General features: G+C 70.9%; 15 protein-coding genes. 5 read left to right on the forward strand and 10 right to left on the reverse strand.

Annotated elements, in window-relative coordinates; genetic code table 11:
• Positions 1-47: 47 nt before the first annotated feature.
• From AB0O76_RS33660 to AB0O76_RS33675, 4 genes are read left to right on the forward strand one after another with little or no spacing between them, the layout of a single operon-like run.
• Entirely contained in the window at positions 48-1307 is a 1260-nt protein-coding gene (locus AB0O76_RS33660; RefSeq protein WP_365499193.1) for a citrate synthase family protein, read from the forward strand.
• Between the two features lie 36 nt (positions 1308-1343).
• Positions 1344-2294 carry a sucrase ferredoxin gene (locus AB0O76_RS33665; RefSeq protein WP_365499196.1) on the forward strand — a complete coding sequence of 317 codons (951 nt, stop codon included), beginning with the start codon at positions 1344-1346 and terminating at the stop codon, positions 2292-2294.
• A 28-nt stretch (positions 2295-2322) separates the two neighbouring features.
• Positions 2323-3963, forward strand: a complete 1641-nt coding sequence (locus AB0O76_RS33670; RefSeq protein ID WP_365499199.1) for a sensor histidine kinase — start codon at positions 2323-2325, stop codon at positions 3961-3963.
• Positions 3960-4640, forward strand: a complete 681-nt coding sequence (locus tag AB0O76_RS33675) for a response regulator (protein ID WP_365499203.1) — start codon at positions 3960-3962, stop codon at positions 4638-4640. Before AB0O76_RS33670 ends, AB0O76_RS33675 begins: the two co-directional genes overlap by 4 nt.
• Before the next feature lie 24 nt (positions 4641-4664).
• On the opposite strand, the gene AB0O76_RS33680 is transcribed toward AB0O76_RS33675, so the two are convergent.
• The 6 genes from AB0O76_RS33680 to AB0O76_RS33705 all read right to left on the reverse strand — a co-directional run bounded on the left by AB0O76_RS33680 (position 4665) and on the right by AB0O76_RS33705 (position 11590).
• Entirely contained in the window at positions 4665-6257 is a 1593-nt protein-coding gene (locus AB0O76_RS33680; RefSeq protein WP_365499206.1) for a cation acetate symporter, read from the reverse strand.
• Entirely contained in the window at positions 6254-6772 is a 519-nt protein-coding gene (locus AB0O76_RS33685) for a DUF485 domain-containing protein (protein WP_365499209.1), read from the reverse strand. The genes AB0O76_RS33680 and AB0O76_RS33685 overlap by 4 nt, the downstream gene beginning before the upstream one ends.
• A 153-nt stretch (positions 6773-6925) precedes the next feature.
• Complete coding sequence (locus AB0O76_RS33690) at positions 6926-7618, reverse strand: response regulator transcription factor (protein ID WP_365499211.1); 693 nt, start codon at positions 7616-7618, stop codon at positions 6926-6928.
• Positions 7615-8739, reverse strand: a complete 1125-nt coding sequence (locus AB0O76_RS33695) for a histidine kinase (RefSeq protein WP_365499426.1) — start codon at positions 8737-8739, stop codon at positions 7615-7617. The genes AB0O76_RS33690 and AB0O76_RS33695 overlap by 4 nt, the downstream gene beginning before the upstream one ends.
• 14 nt (positions 8740-8753) lie before the next feature.
• Positions 8754-9266 carry a DUF1453 domain-containing protein gene (locus tag AB0O76_RS33700; RefSeq protein ID WP_365499213.1) on the reverse strand — a complete coding sequence of 171 codons (513 nt, stop codon included), beginning with the start codon at positions 9264-9266 and terminating at the stop codon, positions 8754-8756.
• 200 nt (positions 9267-9466) lie between these two features.
• Positions 9467-11590 carry a DNA topoisomerase IV subunit B gene (locus tag AB0O76_RS33705; protein WP_365499215.1) on the reverse strand — a complete coding sequence of 708 codons (2124 nt, stop codon included), beginning with the start codon at positions 11588-11590 and terminating at the stop codon, positions 9467-9469.
• A 440-nt stretch (positions 11591-12030) separates the two neighbouring features.
• Here AB0O76_RS33705 and AB0O76_RS33710 point away from each other — a divergent pair, with 440 nt between their 5' ends.
• A complete protein-coding gene (locus AB0O76_RS33710; protein WP_135330770.1) occupies positions 12031-12258 on the forward strand; it encodes a hypothetical protein in 228 nt (75 codons plus the stop codon).
• Positions 12259-12404: 146 nt separating this feature from the next.
• On the opposite strand, the gene AB0O76_RS33715 is transcribed toward AB0O76_RS33710, so the two are convergent.
• From AB0O76_RS33715 to AB0O76_RS33730, 4 genes are all read right to left on the reverse strand, one after another.
• Complete coding sequence (locus AB0O76_RS33715; protein ID WP_365499217.1) at positions 12405-13235, reverse strand: serine protease; 831 nt, start codon at positions 13233-13235, stop codon at positions 12405-12407.
• A 152-nt stretch (positions 13236-13387) separates the two neighbouring features.
• Positions 13388-14929 (reverse strand): RNA polymerase sigma factor, encoded by a 1542-nt coding sequence (locus AB0O76_RS33720; RefSeq protein WP_365499220.1) that lies wholly within the window; start codon positions 14927-14929, stop codon positions 13388-13390.
• A 441-nt stretch (positions 14930-15370) separates the two neighbouring features.
• A complete protein-coding gene (locus tag AB0O76_RS33725) occupies positions 15371-16258 on the reverse strand; it encodes a FadR/GntR family transcriptional regulator (RefSeq protein WP_361816734.1) in 888 nt (295 codons plus the stop codon).
• 161 nt (positions 16259-16419) lie between these two features.
• Complete coding sequence (locus AB0O76_RS33730; protein WP_365499224.1) at positions 16420-18822, reverse strand: ATP-binding cassette domain-containing protein; 2403 nt, start codon at positions 18820-18822, stop codon at positions 16420-16422.
• Positions 18823-18961 lie beyond the last annotated feature (139 nt).

Consider the following 18961-nt stretch of genomic DNA (forward strand, 5'->3'; position numbering starts at 1 on the left):
TCGATACAGATCTCTATGTGGATCCCGATGTGGATACGGTGTCGCCCATGACGGATCAGGAAGCAGCCCGCGAGGGCCGCCGGCTGAACACCCGGGAAGCCGCGGAGCTCCTCGGCGTGAAGCCCGAGACGGTGTACGCGTACGTGAGCCGCGGCCAGCTCAGCAGCCGTCGTGGCCCCGGCTCACGGGGCAGCACCTTCGACGCCAAGGAGGTCGAGTCGCTCGCCCGCAAGAACCGCAGGGAGCCCGCCGCGGCCTCCGCGAGCGGCGAACTCTCCGTACGGACGCGCATCACGCTCATCGACAAGGACCGCTACTACTTCCGCGGGGTCGACGCCGTGGAGCTCGCCCTGGCGTACTCCTACGAAGAGGTCGCCGAGTGGCTCTGGACCGGCACCCTGCGCCCCGGGATCCGTTTCACCGCCCCCGAGGAGACCGCTCTCGCGGCGCGCCGAGCCGTCGACGCACTGCCCGAGCACAGCGGCCCGACCGACCGCCTGCGGGTCGCCGCCATCTCGGCCGCGGCCGCGGACCCCCTCCGCTTCGACCTCTCCGAAGAAGCCGTCATCGGCACCGCGCGCACCCTCATCCCCACCCTCGTCACCGCGCTCCCGCCCATCCCGCGCACGCACCGGGACGAGGGCCCCCTGGCCCACCGCCTCTGGCCACGCCTGACCGGCCAGAAGCCCGACGAAGCCACCCTGCGCGCCCTGGACACCGCACTCGCGCTGCTCGTCGACCACGACCTCGCCGCGTCGACGCTGGCCGTCCGCGTCGCCGCCTCCGCGCGCGCCCACCCGTACGCGGCCGTGTCGGCCGGCCTCGGCGTCCTGGAGGGCCCTCTGCACGGCGCCGCCAGCGGTCTCGCCCACCGCATGCTCCACGACGTGCTCGACCGCGGCAGCGCGGCCCCTGTCGTGGCGGACGAACTGCGCGCAGGACGCCGCGTACCGGGGCTCGGCCACCGCCTCTACCCGGGCGACGACCCCCGCGCGGTGGCCCTTTTCGCCCTCCTGGAGGAGACCCCCAAGGCCGGTCCCGCCCTGGCGGCGGCCCGTGACGTGGTGGCCACCACCGCGCGCCACACGGACCTGCACGCCAATGTCGACCTCGCCCTTGCCGTCCTGACCGCGTCGTCCGGGATGCCCGCCGAGGCCGGCGAGACGATCTTCGCGGTGGCGCGCACGGCCGGCTGGATCGCCCACGCCCTGGAGGAGTACGGGGAGCGGCCGCTGCGCATGCGCCCCAGCGGGCAGTACGTCGGACTGCGGCCGCCCCAGCCGGTGCCCGCGCCCCAGGGCGACTGAATCGTCACTCGACCGGCGCGGGTTAGGCTCCCCTCTGTGAGTACGTGCGCCACCGCTTCGCGGGACCTGGACGAGCCTCTCGCCGGGACCGCGGCCACCGCCAGGACCTGGCTGCTGCTTGAACAGCCGGGCCCCTGGGGCGCCAAGGCGCTCACATCCAGCCATCTGGACCCGGAGGTCGGCCGCGCCCTCGAGGCGGCCGCCGAGGGGACCGGCGTACGGGTCGCCCTCATCCGGCGCCCGGGGCGCCACGCCGACTACCACGGGCCCGCCCGGCGCCAGGTGTACGTGGCCCACACCGCGCCCGGCAACGCCTGGCTGCGCGGCCACGTCACCGACGATCCGGCCCGGTTGCTCGACCTCGACTTCACCGCACTCGGCGCAGGCGACCACGGCGGCTTCGGCACCCCGCACACGGGCGCCCCGCTGGCCCTGGTCTGCACGAACGGCAAACGCGACCGCTGCTGCGCGCTCCTCGGCAGGCCCCTCGCCGCCCAACTCGCCTCAGCCGGTGAACAAGGCGTCTGGGAAGTCACTCATCTGGGTGGTCACCGCTTCTCCCCCACGCTGCTCGTCCTGCCGCACGGGTATGCGTACGGCCGGTCCGAGGCGCACTCCGTCAAAGAGATCCTCGAAGCGGTGCGCACGGGACGCGTCGTCACCGAGGGATGCCGGGGCAGTTCCGCCTGGGACCGCCCCGGACAGGCCGCCGAGCTCGCGGTGCGCACCGCGACCGGCGAAGACGCCGCGGGCGCGCTGAGCGTGGTCCGGACGGACGGCGCGGCCCCGCGCCGGCAGGTGATCGTCGCCCACACCGACGGTCGGCGCTGGCGTGTGACCGTCGCCCAGGGCGCCTCGCTGCCGCCACGCCCCGAGAGCTGCGGCGCTGCCCTTGGGGCTCCGGCGCGGATGGACGTGGTGGCGGTGCGCGAGGTCGAGATGTGCGGGGTCGGGCGCGAGATCCCCGCCACAGTGACTTCGGAGTAGCCCACCCGTCGCCGTACCGTTCGTACACATGAGCCCGACCTCCCCTGCCCGACGACTCCGCCTCGGCCTGCCCCGGCGCGTCTTCTCGCAGGTCCTGCTGATGCAGCTGGCGATCGCCGCCGGGGTCGCCGTGCTCGCCACCGGGCTCTTCCTCGCCCCGCTCAGCGATCAGCTGGACGATCAGGCGATGCGCCGCGCGCTCGCCATCGCGCAGACGACGGCGGCCCAGCCGCGGATCGCCGATGACCTGAGCTCCTCCAGACCCACGGCCGACGGGCCCGTGCAGACGGCAGCGGAACGGATCCGGCGCGCCAGCGGCGCCGAGTACGTCGTGATCATGAACAAGGACGGGGTGCGCTGGTCCCACACCGACCGCGACGAGATCGGCAGGGTCGTCTCGACCGACCCCAGCCACGCGCTCGCCGGCGGCGAGGTCATGGAGATCGACAACGGCACCCTGGGCCGCTCGGCCCGCGGCAAGGTGCCGCTGCGGGACATCGACGGCGACATCGTGGGCGCCGTCTCCGTAGGCATCGAGTACGACAGTGTCCGCGCCCGCCTGATCCACGCGATCCCCGGCCTCTTCGCGTACGCGGGCGGCGCGCTCGCCGTGGGGGCACTTGCCGCCTACCTGATCTCGCGCCGCGTGCAGCGGCAGACCCGCGACCTGGCCTTCTCCGATATCTCGGCGCTCCTCGCGGAACGCGAGGCCATGCTGCACAGCATCCGTGAGGGCGTGGTCGCCCTCGACCGCGGCGGCCGGATCCGCCTCCTCAACGACGAGGCCCAGCGCCTCCTCGGCCTCGGTCCTGAAGCCATCGGGCAGCCCCTGGACACCGCCCTCGGCCCGGGACGTACGACCGATGTGCTCGCCGGACGGGTCAACGGCACCGACCTCCTGACCGTCCGCGGTCAGCGCGTCCTGGTCGCCAACCGCATGCCCACGGACGACGGCGGCGCCGTGGCCACCCTGCGCGACCGCACCGAACTGGAGCAGCTGGGCCGTGAACTGGACTCCACCCGCGGCCTCATCGACGCGCTGCGCGCCCAGGACCACGAGCACGCCAACCGCATGCACACACTGCTCGGCCTCCTGGAGCTCGAGATGTACGAGGAGGCGGCGGAGTTCGTCGGCGAGGTGGCCGGCGCGCACCGGGTGACCGCCGAGCAGATCACGGAGAAGATCGGCGACCCACTGCTCGCCGCCCTCCTGGTGGGCAAGGCCACCGTCGCCGCCGAGCGGGGCGTCGTGCTCGCCGTCCCGCGCGACACCGCACTGCCCGACCGGCTGATCGACCCGGGCGGCCTCGTCACGATCGTCGGCAACCTCGTGGACAATGCGCTGGACGCCGCGGCGGGCAGCCCGCACGCGCGCGTGGAGGTCGATGTCCGCTCCGAGGGACGTGCCGTCGTCCTGCAGGTACGCGACACGGGCCCTGGAGTGCCCGCCGACCGACGCGAGACGATCTTCACTGAGGGGTGGTCCACCAAGGAGCCTCCGGCGCACGGCAAGCGCGGCATCGGACTCGCTCTGGTGCGCAGGCTCGCCGAGCGCCAGGGCGGCAGCGTGCGGGCCGGCGCCTCGCCCGGCGGCGGCGCCGAGTTCACCGTCGTCCTGCCCGAAGCGCTCGCCCAGGCCGAGCTGGCCCCCACGGAGGAGGCACGATGATCGAGGTGCTCGTCGTGGACGACGACGTCCGCGTCGCGGATGTCAACGCCGCCTACGTGGCGAAGGTCCCCGGCTTCCGCGTGGTCGCGAAGGCCCACAGCGCCGCCGAGGCGCTGCGGCTCGTCGAGGAGCTCCCCATCGACCTGGTGCTGCTCGACCACTATCTGCCGGACGAGACGGGGCTTTCGGTCGTCCGTACGTTGCGCGAGCGCGGCCACCAGACCGACGTGATCATGGTGACGGCCGCACGCGATGTCGCCACGGTCCAGGCCGCGATGCGTCACGGCGCCCTGCAGTACCTGGTCAAGCCGTTCTCCTACGCGGGACTTCGCGCCAAGCTCGAGGCGTACGCGACGCTGCGCCGCACCCTGGACGGCGGCGGCGAGGCCGAACAGGCCGAGGTCGACCGGATCTTCGGCGCCCTGTCGGCGACTCCGGCTCCGGACCTGCCCAAGGGGCACTCCCCCACGACGGCCGAGTTGGTCCGCAGGGCGCTGATGGGTGCTGAAGGGCCGATCTCCGCCCAGGAGTTGGCCGACCGCACCCGGCTGAGCCGGCAGACGGCCCAGCGTTATCTCAAGCTCCTGGAGCGCTCGGGCCGCGTCCGGCTGAGTCTCAAGTACGGCGACACGGGCCGCCCGGAGCACCGCTACGAGTGGACGTCCAGCCACTCCTAGACGCACCGGTCCGCTACAAGACTGCTACACCGCTCCCGCCCCGGTGAGCGACCGCACTTCCGTCTCCGCGTGCTTGGCCTCGTCCGCGGGCTCCGACGAGGTGACGGTGCCCAGCCATCCGGCGAGGAAGCCCAGCGGGATGGAGACGAGCCCCGGGTTCTCCAGGGGGAAGTACTGGAAGTCCACCCCGGGAAAGAGCGAGTTCGGCCCCCCGGAGACGACGGGTGACAGCAGGACGAGCGCCAGGGAGGGCACCAGGCCCCCGTACACCGACCAGACCGCGCCCCGCGTGGTGAAGTTCCGCCAGAACAGCGAGTAGAGCAGCACGGGCAGATTGGCGGACGCGGCGACGGCAAAGGCCAGGCCCACCAGGAACGCCACGTTGAGGTCACGCGCGAGCAGCCCCAGGCCGATCGCGACCACGCCGATCCCGGCTGCGGCGACCCGCGCCACCGCCACCTCGCTGCGCGGCTTGGCGTGCTTGCGCCGCAGCGACGCGTACAGATCGTGGGCCACGGAAGCCGACGAGGCGAGCGTGATCCCGGCGACCACGGCGAGGATCGTGGCGAAGGCGATGGCGGCGACGATCGCGAAGAGAACCGTTCCGCCTGTGGAATCCGCACCGCCTCCCAGATCGAGCGCGAGCAGCGGAACCGCCGTGTTCCCCGCGGCGTTCGACCCGCGGACGGCATCGGAGCCCACGATCGCCGCCGCACCGAAGCCGAGCACGATCGTCATCAGGTAGAAGCCGCCGATGAGCCCGATGGACCAGACGACCGAGCGGCGCGCGGCCCGCGCGGTCGGCACCGTGTAGAAGCGAGACAGGATGTGCGGCAGCCCGGCCGTGCCGAGGACGAGCGCGAGGCCGAGGCTGATGAAGTCGAGGCGCGCGGTCCAGTCGCCGCCGTACTTCAGCCCGGGCGCGAGGAACTGGCTGCCGTGCCCGCTGCGATCGGCCGCCGTCCGCAGCAACTGGTCGAAGTCGCCGTGGAACCTCACAAGGACGAGCACGGTCAGTGCGATCGCGCCGCACATCAGCAGGACCGCCTTGACGATCTGGATCCAGGTGGTGGCCCGCATCCCTCCCAACGACACATAGATGACCATGAGCGCGCCGACGCCGATGACCGTCCAGGCCTGCGCCGCCCCGCTCGTCCCGCCGAGCAGCAGCGCCACCAGTGAGCCCGCCCCCACCATCTGCGCCACCAGATAGAGAACGGACACGGTCACCGAGGAAGTTCCCGCGGCGATGCGCACAGGCCGCTCCCTCATCCGGGCGGCGACGACGTCGGCGAGCGTGAACCGCCCGCAGTTGCGCACCAGTTCGGCCACGAGGAAGAGCACGACGAGCCACGCGACGAGGAAGCCCACCGAATACAGCAGCCCGTCGTAGCCGAAGAGCGCGATCAGCCCGGAGATGCCGAGGAAGGAGGCGGCCGACATGTAGTCGCCCGCGATGGCAAAACCATTCTCCATGGGCGAGAAGAGCCGACCGCCCGCGTAGAACTCCTCCGCCGAACCATGCCGGTTGCGGCTCACCCAGGTCGTGATCGCGAGCGTGACGGCGACGAACACGCCGAACAGCAGCAGCGCGAGTGTCTGATGATCACCGATCATCGCTCGCTCCCCCGGACCCGCTCCTGCTCTCTTCGCTGGTCCTGCTCACGCTTCTGCTCGAACACGGCCCAGCGCAGGTCCAGCGCCGGGCGGTCCCTGCGCAGCCGGGCGTGCCGGGCATACGCCCAGGTCAGCAGAAAGGTCGTGAGGAACTGTCCGAGGCCTGCGAGCATCGCGACGTTCACGGATCCCGTGACGGGCCGCGCCATGAGACCGGGCGCCGTCGTAGCCGTCACGACGTAGGCGACGTACCAGGTGAAGAAGACCGCCACGGCCGGGACGACGAACCGCCGGTACCGGCCCCGCACCTCCTGGAAGGCAGCGCTGTGCTGGACCTCCAGATAGATGTCGGACGCGCTCGCGCTCCGGTCCGGAGCGGCTTGGGGCGACACCGCGGGGGTCGGCGCGCCGGTGCCGTCCAACTCGCCCCAGCCTGAGGCAAGCGCGTCGTACCAGGGATCTTTGAGATCACCGGTCCGTGTCTGCCCGGCGTCGCGCCCGTCGTGCTTCTCCACCGAACTCTCCTTGTCCGCAGCCATGTTCGGCCGCGTGCCCAAGGATGGACAGATCGGGAAGATCCCTGACTCTTCTCTCCCTTCTCTTCACCCCATCAGGTGAAGGCTCATCAGCTCCGGGGGTGTCGTTCGCCGACCGGCTGAAGCCCCAGCTCACGCGAGAGCGGCTCCCGGTGGCTTCGCCAGACCGTGCCGGTAGGCATAACGCACGGCCTGCGCACGGTCCTTGATGCCCGTCTTGGCGAACAGGTTGTTGATGTGCGTCTTCACCGTCGCCGTCGAGACGTGCATCTCACGGGCGATCTCCTGGTTCGTCATCCCCTCGGCGATCAGGACGAGCACTTCGGTCTCGCGCGTGGTGAGGCCGTCGGGCGGCTCCGGCGCGGCCGGGGGCTGCTCGGACTCGGCCAGCCGCTCGAGCAGCCGCCGCTGGATCTGCGGCGAGAGCCCCGCGTCCCCCGAGAGCACGTCCTCGACGGCCCGCACGATCTCGTCCCCGCCCGCGTCCTTGGTGAGATAGCCGCGCGCGCCCGCCCTCAGCGCGGGGAAGAGCGACTCGTCGTCGGCGTATGTGGTCAGCACGACCACCTGCGTTCCCGGGTACTCGGCACGGATGCGGCGGGTGGCCTCCGCGCCGTCGACCCGGGGCATGCGCAGGTCCATCAGGACGACATCCGGGGCCAGTTCGGCGACCAGCCGCACTGCCTCCTCGCCGTCGCCCCCGGAGCCGACGACCTCGATACCGGGCAGCAGCCCGAGCAGCATCACGATCCCCTCGCGCACCACGGTCTGATCGTCGACCACCACGACGCGCGCCGGCGCCTTGGCGGCGCTCTCCGCGGTCATGTGGGCACCTTCAGCGTCACGACGAAGCCCTCCTCGCCCGGCCCTGCCATCAGGGAGCCGCCCAGCAACTCGGCCCGCTCCCGCATCCCGAGCAGACCGTACCCGGCCCCGGAGGTGGCCAGTTCACCCGGCGGCGCGCCCGAATCGCGTATGTCCAGGGTCACTTCGCCTTCGCCGTAGTCGAGCAGGACGGTCACCTTGGCGCCCGGCGCGTGCTTGCGCACGTTCGTCACGGCCTCCTGCGCGACTCTGCGCACCGCCTGCGACGCCTCCGCGGGCAGGGCACGCCGCGCCCCCGCGACGGTCACCGAAGCGCCGTCCGACGCGACCAGCTCGCGCAGGAAGTCCTCGACCGGCGTCAGCTCGCCCCGCAGCGCCGAGAGCGCCTGCCGGGTCTCCGCGAGCCCTTCGCGAGCCATGGACCGTGCCGCCACGACGCGGTCCAGTATCTGCTCGCGCGTCGCCTCCCCCTCGATCAGCAGACGTGCCGCCTCGAGGTGGACGAGCTGCGCGGAGAGGCTGTGCGCGAGGACGTCATGGATCTCCCGTGCGATGCGGGCCCGCTCGGCCAGCGCCGCCGTCTCGGCCTCCGCGGCGCGGGCGGCCCGCTCCTGGGCGAGCATCCGCTGCGCGCTCCCGCGCGCCTCGGCGTCGAGCCGCAGCGTGTACCCGGCGAGCGCGAGTCCGACGACGATGAGGCCGGTGACCAGCCAGTTGTCCGTGTTGTACACGGAGAAGGCGCTCAGCGAGACGATGACGCAGGCCACGCCCGCCGCCAGCGGCAGTCGCTCCAGCGCCGCGACGGCCGTCCCGCACCACAGCACGAGCGCAAGAGCCCGCCAGTCACCCAGCGCCGCCGCATACGCGGCCGCCATCAGCAGCAGGAGCAGGGCGAGCGACGGCCAGAGCCGGTGGCTGAAGGACGTACGGAAGAACGCCCAGCCGAGCCCGCCGCCGACCACGACCAGCGTGACGCCGGCGCCCAGACGCCAGCCTCTGTCGTGGTGGAACGCCTCCCACAGCAGAACGGCAAGGATCACCACCCGCAGGACCCTGACGAACCACAGCCGGGCAAAGCTCAGCCCTTCCCGGGCGAGCGCTTCCCGGGACGGCCATTCCATCCACCGGTCCGAGTTCACACGCGGTCCTTCCACATCGGCTCGTACGCCGCGTCCGCACCGCCGTACGCGGGGCGGAACAGGCCGGCCCGCTGCGCCAGGACGCCGCTGCGGACGAGGAGGGTGGCCGCCAGGGCGAGCATCAGCGCGGCAGTCCCCTGCCGCACCCCGAGCATCGCGCCGATGCCGAACAGGCCGAGCCGCAGCCCGATCCCGACGCCCCAGACGACGGCGGTGGCCTTGGTCCCCTTGCTCCACACGACACCGTCCGACGCTGTCCACACATGTGTGGTGCGCGCCCAGCCGAAGCCCATGGCCAGGCCGACGAGCAGTTCCGCGCCGAGCAGGGCGACGGACACCGCACGGTGGTGCGGATCCAGCAGACCGGGCTCGCGCACGGCCAGGAAGACCAGCACGGCCGGTATGGCCCACCAGCGCCGGTCCGCAGTGACCGGCTGCGCCTTGAACTGGCGCGCGATCACCAGGACGACGACGGCGCAGATCACCAGAGCGTCGGTGAGCCCGGACATGACGGCCTCCGTGGGGACGAGGAAGAGCGGAGCCGATCCGATGAGGATCGACGCCTTCGACGCTACGGAAAGGGCCTGGCCGAGGGATCGGAGCAGGGGTGGAACGTGGGTGGAGCCTGAGGCTCCACCCACGGGTGGAGTGCTTCCCGCCGAGCGGAACGCACGCACGTTCCGCGCCCGGTGCGGAACCGCCGCGAGCGCTACGCGTCGATGCGCGAGCGGTCCAGCGTCGCCGCCGAGCTCGTGATGAATTCCTTGCGGGGCGCCACGTCGTTGCCCATCAACAGATCGAAGACCTGCTCCGAGGACTCCAGGTCGGAGATGTTGATCCGGCGCAGGGTGCGGTAGCGCGGGTCCATCGTGGTCTCGGCCAGCTGGTCGGCGTCCATCTCGCCCAGCCCCTTGTACCGCTGGATGGAGTCCTTGTACCGGACGTTCTTGCGCTGCAGCTCGAGCAGCGTGTCCCGCAGCTCACGGTCCGAGTACGTGTAGATGTACTTGTCCTGGCCCTTCTTCGGCTGGCTGAGCTCGATGCGGTGCAGCGGCGGCACCGCGGCGAACACCCGGCCCGCCTCGACCATGGGCCGCATGTAGCGCTGGAACAGCGTCAGCAGCAGGATGCGGATGTGCGCGCCGTCGACATCGGCGTCGACGAGGAGAATGATCTTCCCGTAGCGGGCCGCGTCGATGTCGAAGGTCCGGCCGGACCCGGCTCCTATGACCTGGATGATCGCGCCGCACTCGGCGTTCTTCAGCATGTCCGTCACGGACGCCTTCTGAACGTTGAGGATCTTGCCGCGGATCGGCAGGAGTGCCTGGAACTCGGAGTTCCGGGCCAGCTTGGCGGTGCCGAGCGCCGAGTCGCCCTCGACGATGAAGAGCTCGCTGCGCTCCACGTCGTCGCTGCGGCAGTCGGCGAGCTTCGCGGGCAGCGACGAGGACTCCAGGGCCGTCTTCCGGCGCTGGGCATCCTTGTGCTGGCGGGCCGCGATGCGCGTACGGGCGGCTGCGACCGCCTTCTCCATGACGGAGCGGGCCTGGGCCTTGGCATCACGCTTGGTGGACGTCAGGAACGCCTTGAGCTCCTTGGCGATGACGTTGGCGACGATGCGGTTGGCCGCCGAGGTGCCGAGCACCTCCTTGGTCTGGCCCTCGAACTGCGGCTCCGCGAGGCGGACCGTGACGACGGCCGTCAGGCCTTCGAGGGCGTCGTCCTTGACGATGTCGTCCTCGGCCACGCGCAGCACCTTCTGGGTGCGCAGCGCCTCGTTCATCGTCTTGGTGAGGGAGCGCTCGAAGCCGGTCACATGGGTGCCGCCCTTGGGGGTGGCGATGATGTTGACGAAGGACCGCAGCGTCGTGTCGTACCCGGTGCCCCAGCGCAGCGCCACGTCCACACCGAGCTCACGGGTGACCTCGGTGGGCGTCATCTGGCCGTGGTCGTCGAGGACCGGCACGGTCTCCTTGAAGGTGCCCGAGCCGGAGAAGCGGAGGACGTCGCAGACGGCCTTGTCCTGCGCGAGGTACTCGCAGAACTCGCTGATGCCGCCGTCGAAGCGGAAGGATTCCTCGCCCTTGCTGCCGCCCTCCCCGAGTCCGTACTCGTCGCGTACGACGATGGTCAGGCCCGGCACCAGGAACGCGGTCTGGCGGGCGCGCTGGTGCAGGTTCTCCAGGGACAGCTTGGCGTCCTTGAGGAAGATCTGGCGGTCCGCCCAGTAGCGCACACGGGTGCCGCTGCGGGTCTTGGGGATCTTCTTCGCCTTGCGCAGCTTGGCCGACGAGTCGAAGTCGGCGTCGGGCCCGGGCTTGACGAAGGCGCCTGGGACACCACGCCGGAAGCTGATGGCGTGGGTGTGTCCCGCGCGGTCCACCTCCACGTCGAGGCGCGCGGAGAGGGCGTTCACCACGGAGGCGCCCACGCCGTGCAGACCGCCGGAGGCGGCGTACGAGCCACCGCCGAACTTGCCGCCCGCGTGGAGCTTCGTCATGACGACCTCAACTCCGGAGAGGCCGGTCTTGGGCTCGACATCCACGGGGATGCCTCGGCCGTTGTCCCGGACCTCTACGGAGGCGTCGTCGTGGAGGATGACTTCGATGTGGTCGCAGTAGCCGCCCAGGGCCTCGTCGACGGAGTTGTCGATGATCTCCCAGAGGCAGTGCATCAGGCCGCGGCTGTCCGTCGACCCGATGTACATGCCCGGACGCTTGCGAACGGCCTCGAGCCCCTCCAGGACGAGCAGGTGCCGCGCGGTGTAGTTGGAACCGTCCCGGTCTGCTCCGGTCAGCAACGCTGTGGACGGCACGGACGTCTCGGCGGTCACGCGGTTCGCTCCTCGCTGAATTTCAAGGGGGGCCCTTTTGGGTAAGGACCCGGCTTCGGTTGCCGGTCAGAGGGTACCGAGGCCTGGTAGAGCCGTTGTAACGCCACCCTCGTCTCAACTCAGACTAGTCCAGAGCCGCACGCTTGTTCGATCCCTCGATGGAGTGAAGCGCACGTCACGTTCCCTTCCAGGCATGAACCATTTAGGCTCCGGGCACGTCCTCATGAACAACCGGCAAGCCAGCCGGCGGACGACCTACCTGACAGACAGCGCGAAACCGTAAGACACGTAAGAGACGCAATACGGCACATTCGCCGCCAACCGGCAGCAGACAGCCGCCTCGGAAAAAACTTCGAGGAAAAGCCACGAGCGGGAACGTTTTCGGCCTGGTTGGATGTTGACCCTGGTACGACAGCTCGTCGAGCTAGAGAAGAGGCGACGTGACTACTGTTCTGACCCCCGCGAGCCCCCTGACGGCCGCTGATCGCTGCGACCGCTGCGGCGCCCAGGCATACCTGCGCGTCGTCCTGTTGAGCGGCGGTGAACTGCTCTTCTGCGCCCACCACGGCCGCAAGTTCGAGCCGGAACTCAAGAAGATCGCCGCTGAGATACAGGACGAGACGGAGCGGCTGACGGCCGTCCCGGAGACCCCCGACGAGGAACGCTGACACCTCGCACCCACGACGAGCCCTCCGGCGCACACCAGGCCGGCGATCGGGCGGCCGACCCTGCCAATCCCCAGGGACGGCCGCCCGCTCTCGTTACGCGGACGCTCAGGCGCCTCCTCGGCGGCCCCTGTTGGCGCTCCGCACCCTCAGCGACGCAGACCCATCGCTCCGGCGACCTCCGAGACCCGCGTATAGACCCCGGGGCTCCCGGCCCGCCCGCAGCCACTGCCCCACGACACCAGGCCGATGAGCCTGCCCCGTGCGACCAGTGGACCGCCGCTGTCGCCCTGGCAGGCGTCATGCCCGCCGTCGGGTTCTCCCGCACACAGCATGGATCTGGACGTGTACGTTCCGTCCGCACTGCCGGGATACGCCCGCTCACACACGGAGTCGGACAGTACGCCCACCTGCGCGGAGCGCAACGTACGCGCGTAGTCGCCTGCACCCGTCGTGTCACCCCACCCGTAGACGGCCGCCCGCGTGCCGGGCTCGTACGCCGGATCCCCCGGCCCCGCCATACGGATCGCGGAGCCCTCAGGGAGTGGTTGCGCCAGCGTCAGCACCGCCATGTCATCGGCGTTCGTGAAACTGTCGTAACGCGCATTCACCGATGCCTCACGCACCGGAATCTCGCGGCCCTCGGACGTGCCCAGATCCCCGCGGCCGGCGATCACCCTCAGGTCGCTCAACTCACGCAGCGGCACACCGAGGACTTCCTCGCTCAGGCAGTGGGCCGCGGTGAGGACCGTCGAGCGCCCGACCACCACACCTCCGCAGAACTGTCCCGCACGCGTACCCCCGAACCGGTCACGACTGGACAGCGCCACCACCCACGGGCTGTCGGCCACATCGACCGGGCTGCCCCCGATGACCACGCTGTCGGCCGCCGCCGGGGCCGGGGCGGCCAGCGGCAGCGCCGCTGCGGCGGCGGCAAGGGCCAGTGCCGCCGTCAGGGTCGGGGCGAAAGGACGAGGCATGCGATCTCCTCACTCTGGGTTGTCATGTCACACCCACAGTGATCCAGCGCGACACGCCGCGCACCCGCGCCCACGCGCGCCCGCACCGAGGCAAACAGAAGGCCCGAAACCTCTCATGGAGACTTCGGGCCTTCTTTGTGCAGCGCTGGTGACTAGTCGAGGTAGTCGCGCAGGACCTGCGAACGCGACGGGTGACGCAGCTTCGACATCGTCTTCGACTCGATCTGACGGATGCGCTCACGCGTCACTCCGTAGACCTTGCCGATCTCGTCGAGGGTCTTCGGCTGGCCGTCGGTGAGGCCGAAGCGCATGGAGACCACGCCCGCCTCACGCTCGGACAGGGTGTCGAGCACGGAGTGCAGCTGCTCCTGGAGGAGCGTGAAGCTGACCGCGTCGGCGGGAACGACCGCCTCGGAGTCCTCGATGAGGTCACCGAACTCGCTGTCGCCGTCCTCACCCAGGGGGGTGTGGAGGGAGATCGGCTCACGGCCGTACTTCTGGACCTCGATGACCTTCTCCGGGGTCATGTCGAGTTCCTTGGCCAGCTCCTCCGGGGTGGGCTCGCGGCCCAGGTCCTGGAGCATCTGGCGCTGCACGCGCGCGAGCTTGTTGATGACCTCGACCATGTGCACCGGAATACGGATGGTGCGGGCCTGGTCGGCCATGGCGCGGGTGATCGCCTGACGGATCCACCAGGTGGCGTACGTGGAGAACTTGTAGCCCTTGGTGTAGTCGAACTTCTCGACCGCGCGGATCAGACCAAGGTTGCCCTCCTGGATGAGGTCCAGGAAGAGCATGCCGCGGCCGGTGTAGCGCTTGGCCAGGGAAACCACCAGACGGAGGTTGGCCTCCAGGAGGTGGTTCTTGGCGCGGCGGCCGTCCTCGGCGATGATCTCCAGCTCGCGCTTGAGCTTCGGCGCGAGCTTGTCGGCGTTCGCCAGCTTGTCCTCGGCGAACAGACCGGCCTCGATGCGCTTGGCGAGCTCGACCTCCTGCTCGGCGTTGAGCAGCGGGACCTTGCCGATCTGCTTCAGGTAGTCCTTGACGGGGTCGGCGGTGGCACCGGCCGCAGCGACCTGCTGGGCCGGGGCGTCGTCCTCGTCCTCGTCGGACAGCACGAAGCCCTGGGCACCCTCTTCCGCGGGCTCGCCCTCACCGGGCTTGCCCTTGGCGGGCGTCTCCTCGGTGGCCTCGTCGTCCAGGATCTCGTCATCCTTGGACGCACTCTTCTTTGCCGTCGCCTTCTTGGCCACGGTCTTCTTGGCGACGGCCTTCTTTGCCGTCGCCTTCTTGGCAGCGACCTTCTTCGCGGGCGCGTCCTCAGCTGCGACATCTGCGGCCGACGCCTCGGGGGCGGCGGTCGCGGTGGCCTGCTTCGCCGTGGCCGTCTTGGCCGCGACGGTCTTGGTCGCGGTGCGCTTGGCCGGGCTCTTCGCTGCGACGCTCTTGCGGGGGCGCTTCGGCTCCGCGGCACTGACCATCAGCGTCACACCCTCTTCCTCGAGGATCTGGTTGAGGCTGCGCAGAACGTTCTTCCACTGAGTGGCCGGAATCTGGTCAGCTTCGAAGGCACGACGCACGTCATCGCCGGCGATCTGCCCATCAGCCTTTCCCCGCTCGATGAGCGCCATGACAGAGACGGATTCGGCGATCTCCGGCGGGAGCGTACGGGATGTGCTGGCCGACACGAACAACCTCTCGGAACGTTGGAAAACGGCTTCCGGCCCAGTCCATTGTGGACCAGGACCGACGACCGACGACTGGGGATGGGCCGACGGCGCAGGCGGGGCCGGGGAGCTACACAGCGTCGCGGACGACGTCTGTATTCCCTCCTCGGCTATCACCTCTTAGGTCATCGCGCTGCCCCGAGGAGCGTTACGCCCAATCTACGTGGCCCGAGTCACACCCCGTAAGCGCTCAAAAGCGTCCAGGCACAGTCAAAAGCGACCAGAATCCATGCCCTGGCCTGTTCCACGAGGGCACTGGCCGTCTCCGCGAGGACAACAACACCGTCGCCGGACCCCACCGGATTCCCCGAGGAACCCGCAGAGGTCCGGCGACGGTGTCACGTCAACGGAGTGATGAGGTGAGGCCGCGGGGCGCATGCGCCGGCGTACTGCCGCAGACCCGGGCAGTCAGTGCTCGCGGGGGGCGGGCACGACGCGCTCCACCTCCGGGTGGACGGTGAGCAGCTGCCGCATGGCGGCCTCGGCGCCCGGACCGTCGCCCGCAGCGAGGGCGTCGACGATGCGGGAGTGGTGGACCAGGGACGCCTCCGTGGGCCGGTCACAGCCCGTGACCGGACCGCCGGACACCTGGAGCGCGGCCGAGACGATGCCGGACAGGTGCTCCAGCATGCGGTTGCTGGCGAGCTGGATGAGCAGCGAGTGGAACTCGGCGTCGGCGCGGGAGAAGGTGATCGCGTCGCCCTGGCTCAGCGAGTGGCCCATGATCTCCACCATGTCGGCGAGCCGCTGCTGCACCTCCTCACGGCCGTGCCCCGCGGCGAGCCGGGCGGCGAGGGGCTCGATCGTCCAGCGCAGCTCGCTGAGCTCACGCCGCTGGTCGTCGCGCTGCGGCCCGAACGCCCGCCACTCGATGATGTCCGGGTCGAGGAGGTTCCAGTCGCTGACGGGACGCACGCGCGTGCCGACGTTGGGACGGGCGCTGACCAGACCCTTGGCCTCGAGCACGCGCAGCGACTCGCGTACGACGGTGCGGGAGACCTCGAAGCGCTGGCCGATCTCCTCGGGGACCAGCGGGCGGTCGGCGCCCAGATCCCCGGAGACGATCATCTGCCCGAGCTGCTGGACGAGTTGGCCGTGCAGCCCGCGGCCGCGGCTGCCGGCGGCGCGTCGGCCCACACGGCCGAGATCCTGGTCGGCGGCGTCCCACGAGGGCGCGACTACGCGGTCGGCGCCGGGGGCCTCCGCGTAGGGGTAGCGGTCGAGTTCGCCCGGGCCGGCGAGGCCGGAGTCTGCGGAGCGGGCGGCGGTCATCATGGTGTGCGCAAGGGTACTCACGGATCCTTTGTCGGCGTGGCCCCCAAGTCCCTTGAGGTCTTTGGTGAAAAGCACACGAAAGGGTGATCGCTCACCCCGTCGCAATTGACGCCTTATCGGAAAGAAATGGGCGTTCTCCGGGGAGTTGCGCGCAGCACGCGTAGGGAAGCGCCGGGCGGTCGTTATCGGACTCGGCTGCGCATCGTCGTGAGCAGAAACGCGCAGAGCAGAGCGGTCAGCGACAACATCAGTGCACTGCCGACAGGTTGAGCGATCATCCGAACACCGCCGGCCAGATACCGCTCGACGCCGAACGGCCACTGCACCAGAGCGAGATCACGCAGCCTTCCCGGCAGGCCGGCCGCCGATCGCACAGATGGTCCCTCCAAGGCCTTTTGTACGAGAGGTACGACGACGATCGGCACCGCGACGACCGCGGCCAAGCCGGCGGCGGTCGACCGGAAGACTCCCCCGGCGAGAACGCCCGCCCAGGCGCAGCCCACCACCAGGGCGACCCAACTCGCGCTCAGCGAAAGCCAGTCGACGGGAACTTCCGTGAGCGCGTCTCCGTATACCAAGTGGAGCACCACGGCATCGGCGGCGACGACCAACAGGCCCAGCAGAAGCGCGGTGCCCGCCGCGACGAGCAACTTGGCGCAGAGCAGCCCCAGGCGGCGCGGGACGGTGCCCCGGTCTGCGGCGAGGGCGGGGTGGCGGAACTCCTCGCCGAAGGCGAGAGCACCGAGCAGCCCGGCGCCAAGGGCAGCGGGCGGCAAGGGGAGTTCCTGGGGCCAGGCCGCCAGCAGACGCGGCTGCGGCGTGTGCCCGCTCCTGGCGAGGAAGACACAGACGACGGCGGAGACGGCGAGCACGGCGGCCGTGGTGAGGTAGCCAGTGCCGACACCGGCGGCGCGGCGCAGCTCGTAACGGAGGGGGCGCAGCGGGCCGCGCGACGGACGGACCGAGATGGGGGGCGGCAAGGGAGACATAGGGGCTTGCGATCGCGGAGCGGGCGGGGCGAGTGGGGATTCGGTTGCTTGCGGGGCTTCAGCGGCAAGCGGGACGACGATCTTGGCTTTGGGTGCGGCTTCGGGCTGCGGTTCGGCCATTGCCGCCCGGGGCGCAGCGCTCTGGGGCTGCGGGTCGGCCGCAGCGGCCCGGGGGGCAGCGGCCTCAGGCCGCGGATCGACCGCAGCCGCCCGGGGGGCAGCAGTCTCGGGCTGCGGGTCGACCGCAGCGGCCCGGGGGGCAGCCGCCTCAAGCCGCGAATCGACCGCAGCCGCCCGACGCCCAGCCGCCCCAAGCCGCGAATCGACCACAGCCGCCCGGCGCCCAGCCGCTTCAAGCCGCAGGTCGGCCACTGCAGCCCGGGCGGCAGCAGTCTCAGACTCCGGCTCGACCGCTGCGGCCCGCGTCGCCGCGATCTCAGGCCCCGGGTCGGCCACTGCCGCTCGGGGGGCAGCGGCCTCGGGCCGGGGGTCGGCCACCCCGGTCGCCGTGATCTCAAGCCGCGGTTCGCCCGCTACCGCCCGGGGCGCTGCCGCCAGCGGACTCTCGCCCACGCGCCCGCTCTCGTCTGCGCCCTCGCCCTCCGATGCCGGCTGCCGATCCGCGTCCGCGTCCGCGCGGTCGATCGAATCCGCCGCGCCGGAGGATTCGATCGACCGCGCGGACTCAGAGGGTCCACCTTCGGCCCTGGACGCCGCCGAAGGCCCCGCATCACCGATCTCGTCCGCGAGTTGGTGGACGAGGATGCCGTGCCGGAACGCCGTCTCCCCCACGTCGGCGCAGTTGCTGCCGTACACCGAAAGCCTGTTGCCGTCCTCCTTCACCACCTCGATGGAGCGCTGCCCGGCCCGGGCTTCCTTGGACAGCAGCGCGCCCAGACGCGCCGCGTGCGGGCTGCGGACCGCGACCCTGGGGCGCAGCCGGGTGCGGGCGAAGTCCCCGACTTCCTGGTCGGCGACGAGGCGGCCCGCCTCCAATGTGACGACCCGGTCGGCGGTCCGTGCGGCCTCCTTGGGGTCGTCCGTGGAGAACAGAACCGTTCCGCCCTGGGCGGCGTGCGCGCGCAGGATCCCGTGCAGCCACCCGCCCTCCCGGGCCGAGAGGCCGTCGGCGGGCCCGTCCAGGACGAGTGTGTGCGGATCGGCGAGCAGCGCGCAGGCCAGCCCCAGACGACGGTCCATGCCACGCGAGAGCATGCCGAGCCGCTGGTCGCGGAGGCTGACGAGGCCGACGACTTCGAGTACGTCGTCCGCGCGCCGTACGGGCACTCCGACGGCCGCGCAGAGCATGCGCAGCTGGCCGCGGACCGTGCGGGCCGGGTGCCCCGGGACGTCGCCCAGGAGGACGCCGACCTCGCGCGAGGGGTGGGTGATGCGGTGCAGCGGGCGGCCTCTGAAGTAGGTGACTCCACGGCCCTGTTGGAGTTCGAGCATGAGCCTCAGCGCCGTCGTCTTACCGGCGGCCCGCGCGCCGAGCAGCGCCGTGACACGGCCTGTTCGCGCCTCGAAGGACACATCGTCAACGGCGGGCGGCAGCTCCTGGCGGGTGTTGCTTGTCAGTCCGATGGCCTGGATCATCGCTTCTCTCGCGGGACGTGAGACCGCTCGGCGGCCGGGGCTCGTCCGCCGGTTCGGGGACGGACGAACCCCGTGGGTACCACAGCAAGATAACGCTATATTTCCGTCATTTCGGGCAGGGCGTAGGCCAGGGGTGTCA

The sequence above is a fragment of the Streptomyces sp. NPDC086554 genome, assembly GCF_040686095.1.
Lineage (GTDB): Bacteria > Actinomycetota > Actinomycetes > Streptomycetales > Streptomycetaceae > Streptomyces.